The organism is Facilibium subflavum, from assembly GCF_003574485.1.
Classification (GTDB): domain Bacteria; phylum Pseudomonadota; class Gammaproteobacteria; order Francisellales; family Francisellaceae; genus Facilibium; species Facilibium subflavum.
The window spans coordinates 1-1,724 of record NZ_QLIT01000200.1; the positions used below are offsets into that span (position 1 = coordinate 1).

Genomic DNA, 1,724 nt, shown 5'->3' on the forward strand with positions numbered 1-1,724 from the left:
TTTTTCTTCGTGTACAGTAAGGCAACACAAAACATGTTGTTAAAATATATGGCCATTTTTTCAATTTCACCTGAAAATGATAATTTTTATATCGGCTTTAAGAAGTTTGCAATTATTGAAAGCCACCTTTTTCAAAGTGACTTACTTAGTAGTCGTGATTTTTATCGGTTTTTCCATGGCAAAACCCAAGAGGAAAAACTATCCATTAGTAGCCAGTTAGAAGGCTTTTTACGCGCATTTACAGATCGTCGATCAGGATTTATGATAAGTGCATGTGATCGAGATTTTTATACGTTAAGTTATCAAATCAATGGTACGCCAAAATTTGAAATCACCTGCTCACAAGAAGAATACACCCAAACGGTTGAAGAAATTGAACAATTTTATGAATTAGGTGGTAATAATGCATTACTTTCAATTGCGATGATATTTCTTATCAAAAATTATTGTGATGCTTTTTTGACACAAACCTTGGAAACAATACCTAAATTTCGTGGATTTTATCTAAACAATATTCTAACAATGCAAAGAAGTGTATTGGTACAAAGCAAAAAAAATAGCAATATAACAATATTGAACCTGCAACAAAATCTGGTTGAGCTTCAAGCATGTGTGCAAATGCTTGAGCGGTATCATAGCAGCAACGAGAGCAAAATGCGTGCAAATCAATTTGCACAAGAGCAGTGCCAAAGAATTCTGGCAAGCTTTAAAACAGGTGAGCCACTTAATTTAGAACAGCTAAAATACGTACTGGTTGTACTTGATCGAATGCTGCAAACAAAAACCATTACAAAAGCTATCGGCCGCTCTGAATGCAAGTCTAACCTGCAACAAGTTAAAAATGCTATCCAAACATTACATCAAAAGCTTGTCTATATTGATATTACCTGCTTTAGCCAATATGAAATGAGTCAACTAAAACCCTTTCAAGCCAATAGAAGCTTTATTGACCTTATGGCACATTATCTTACCAAGACCTTTGCTCGTAATGATGAGGTAATCGTCACACGTTTCCAGAATATCCCTAGAATAATACAAGATACGTCAGTTAAGCAAGAAGATCAAAGCGTTGATTGCAAAGCAATAAGCCTACCAGAGTCAAGGCATGAACTAACAGGCTTTCAACCAACCTATCAAAGCGATTGTGAGATTTTAGGTATTATCCATGACGCAAAGAGCGGTAGAGAAATTGTACCACGCGACAGCAGCAATAAATTCTATGTCTTTTTAAAAATGATGACCAAGGTTTGTGAATATTATATGGATGCTGTCATTAATATATTTGGAGAGCATTATGATGCAAAAGATAATACCCGGTATGATCAATTTTTGGATAAGCTTATCGAAGATTTCCAGATTGCTATCAATAACGACTTTAAAAGGACACACCTGGATCAAACTATTGACAACCTTAGACTAAATCATCAGGTTCTAAAGTTTTTTGTGGCTTTTAACTTACATGTTGAAAGTGATGTCTTTAAGCATGATAACCAACGCGATCTTGTGCGTTTAAATGCTTATATTGAAGAAACCCTAGGATATTTTAGTATTCGCTCATTCGACAAAGTGAAATTTTTTGATCAATCTTATCGGGAATTTTCATTAATTGATCGTTTTAACAAATCCTGTGAAGAAATTGAAACACTGTATAACTTTATGGAAAGTAACCAGGATTTTGTTATTCTGGCTGATTCAGACCTATGTGCTAATGGCACTAAGTTAAG

Annotated in this window: 1 protein-coding gene; it reads left to right on the forward strand. The window is 34.6% G+C overall.

Annotated elements, in window-relative coordinates; translation table 11 throughout:
- Nucleotides 1-33: 33 nt before the first annotated feature.
- On the forward strand, nucleotides 34-1,724 hold a 1,691-nt coding region (locus DNK84_RS11005), incomplete at its 3' end, for a hypothetical protein (RefSeq protein ID WP_162902400.1).